Annotated in this window: 2 protein-coding genes and 1 pseudogene; 1 reads left to right on the top strand and 2 read right to left on the bottom strand. The window is 73.5% G+C overall.

Annotated elements, in window-relative coordinates:
• Positions 1-391 (top strand): annotated as a pseudogene (locus tag JGS39_RS38580) (MarR family transcriptional regulator); the annotation flags it as partial.
• A gap of 6 nt (positions 392-397) precedes the next feature.
• On the opposite strand, the gene JGS39_RS38575 reads toward JGS39_RS38580, so the two are convergent.
• Both JGS39_RS38575 and JGS39_RS38570 read right to left on the bottom strand, forming a co-directional pair.
• Complete coding sequence (locus JGS39_RS38575; RefSeq protein ID WP_219574430.1) at positions 398-1,195, bottom strand: DUF4253 domain-containing protein; 798 nt, start codon at positions 1,193-1,195, stop codon at positions 398-400.
• A 9-nt stretch (positions 1,196-1,204) separates the two neighbouring features.
• Positions 1,205-2,737, bottom strand: a complete 1,533-nt coding sequence (locus JGS39_RS38570; protein ID WP_219574429.1) for a hypothetical protein — start codon at positions 2,735-2,737, stop codon at positions 1,205-1,207.
• Between the last annotated feature and the right edge of the window lie 56 nt (positions 2,738-2,793).

Below are 2,793 nucleotides of genomic sequence, written 5' to 3'. Positions count from 1 at the left end.
GCGTGCGAACCACTGCTCGGTCCTGGAGGGCCTGGCCGAGCAGTGGTTCGCACGCGGCGTGAACGCCGACTACCTCACCAGCGCGCTCACCGCCGGGCTGCCCGCCCAGGTCGACTCGCCCGTCGGCTTCCTCCGCCGCCGGCTCATGGACAAGCTCCCGCCCGCGCTGCCCACCGCCCCCACACCGCCATCGGCCGGATCCTCCGTCCGCCACGTGATGATGGAGTGCACCGACTGCGGTGCACCCGGCCCCGCCGAAGCACTTCCCGACGGCCTCTGCCGCGCCTGCCGCCAGCATGCCGCTCCCGCAGAGCCCGTGCCCGTCCCGCCCGCCGAGCGGGACGTCACCGCACTCGTCGCCGGACTCCGGGACCTCCTCAAGGCGCCCTGAGACGGCTCAGTCCCACCAGAAGGCCCAGGTCTGCTGGTTGAGCACGGCCTTCTCCGCATAGGTGTCCAGACTGTTCAGCGTGGACTGCTGGATGTTGTCCGGGCAGAACGCGAAGTGCTCGGCGGCCAGGGCCTCGGACTCGGCGATGGTGGTCGGCGGGCGGCTCACCGAGACGACCATCGTGTCGAAGCCGAGCACCACGACCCGCGCTCCGAACCGGTCCTCCCAGGACCGCAGCACCGCGCAGAGCCGTGCCACGTCGTTCTCGTGGTTGAGCGGACCCGACCAGCCGATCGCCGCCGCTATGTCCGCGCTGCGGCGCGCGGGCACGAGGGCCGCCCGCAGACCGGTCATCGGCCCGCTCGCATCGGTCAGGAAGTCCGCGAGGCCCGCCGCCGACGTGTCCGGGTCCTCGGCCGCCGCCTCGGCCGGTACGGGGGCGAGGCCCGGCCAGTCGGCCGAGGACTCGTCGAGGCCCAACTCCTCGGGGGCGTACGCCTCCCAGGCCTCGCTCAGGACCTCCTCCGCGTCATGGTCGCCGGGGTACGAGGTCCTGGCCGGGCCGAGATCCCAGGCCTCGGGCCAGGCATCGCGCATCCCGCCGTCGATCAGTACGGGCAGCAGGCCGACCGGTCGCCCCGAGGTGCGCAGCGCGGCCCAACTGCCGGGGGACGCGGGCGCGTCCGCGTACCAGAGCAGGGGCTCGTGCCACACCTCGTCGATCGTGGCGTCCACGAAGGTGCCGGGCGGCAGTTGCAGTCCTGCGTCGGCCGGGGAGCTGAGTGGGTTCGGGAGCGTTGCCATGGGGGAACTTTAGGCGTCGCCTCTGACAGTCTCCCCCTGAAGGATCGCGTCCCGCATCTCGCGTGCGGCCGCCGCAGCGGTTTCGTGATCCAGACCCGGTTCGTTGAGGACGATGGTGCCGTAGCTGCGGCTGTCGGTCCATGAGCAGGCGGTGTGCGCGCCCTTCTCCTCCGTGTCGCTCGCGTACGAGGCGCAGCGCAGCCGGCCGCCTGCGGTGCCGGGGCCCGCGTCCCATGTGTCGTCGATGGCCGCGTCGGACTCGGTGAGGCCGAGCTGGGTGCCATTGGCCACGGCGGGCGGTGCGTCGAGGCGGTCACCGGTCGAGCCGAAGACGTAGGCGGCCGGCTGGGCGCCGTAGGACGCCAGCTGTTCCATGGACCCGTAGAGGTAGGCGAACGACGTGTCGAAGGCGTTGGTCCACATCCCGGCCATCTCCGAGTCGAGGCCGTCGACGGCCGGTTGCGCGGAGAGCAGCGGCTGGCCGCGGAACGAGGCCGGTGCCGGTGCCGATGCCGTGGTGTGCGGGTCGTCGGTGTCCGAGGAGGTCACGAGCCACGAAGGTGAGACCAGCGCGAAGAACCCCAGCGCGACGGCTGCCACGAGCGCGACGGCATCGCGTGCGCCGGGTGCGGGGGGTGGCGGCAGAAGGCTGTACAGAGGGTCTCTGTCGGCCGGGGGCGGCTGCAGGCGGGACGCGGCGCGGGTGCGGGCACGGCTTTCCAGGGCACCGAGCAGGCGGTTCGGGAGGAAGACGAGCAGGGCGGCGGCTCCGGCCCACAGGGACAGGGGAGACGCGGACCTGGGGATCATGGCCAAGGCCCCCAGCGCGAGGGCGAGGGGCACGAGCAGGATCGGGGCCCGCACCTGTGCCACGAGCAGCCGGCGGCCCGGGCGGCCGAGAGCGGCCAGGGTTTCGGCGCGGATCATCCAGCGCAGGTCGTACGGGTACTGCTGGGACTCCTCCGCGGCGAGGCGGGTGGCTTCGGCGAGGTTCGGGGCGGTGGTCAGGGCGGTGCGGACGTCGTGGCGTTGCGTGTGCGCGGCGGAGAGCGGGATGGGCGTGGCGAGGGAGGGCCTGCCGCCACCCGTCGCGGCCATGATGCCGCCGATGCCCTTGCTGATCCGGTCCAGACGGCGCACGTACGCTGAGTCGGGGGCCAGTTCGCCGACCCGGGCGACGAGGCCGGGGCCGCGGGCGTGGCGGCCGGGGCGGTCGAGTGCGTCGGATTCCAGGCAGAGTTCGGCGTAGGCCGTGAGCAGGCCGAGGTCGTCGGGGAAGGCGTCCAGGCCCCGGCGGTAGACGCGTTCGGCCGCGTCGTCGTGGTCGTCCTCGTTCTCGGCGACGTGGGCCCGGCCCAGCAGCGTGTAGAGGAGGGGATCGGGGCCGTACCGCTCCAGTGCGGCGGTCGCCCGGGCGCGGGCGTCGGCGGGTCTCCTGCCGCTGAGGGCTGCCTGGATCGCTTCCGCGGCGGCCGCCGCCTCCTGTGCCGCGGCTGCTTCCGGTGCCTCTTCGGGCGACGTGCCGTGCTCGGTGTCCTGCATGAGATCCCCACCCCGGGTGACGCGGCCGACGAGAGATCGGCCGCGTCACCCGGGGT

The sequence above is a fragment of the Streptomyces poriferorum genome (assembly GCF_019399235.1).
Taxonomy (GTDB): domain Bacteria; phylum Actinomycetota; class Actinomycetes; order Streptomycetales; family Streptomycetaceae; genus Streptomyces; species Streptomyces poriferorum.
The sequence above is the reverse complement of the archived record's forward strand: the minus strand, read 5'-3'. Positions and strand labels throughout refer to the sequence as shown.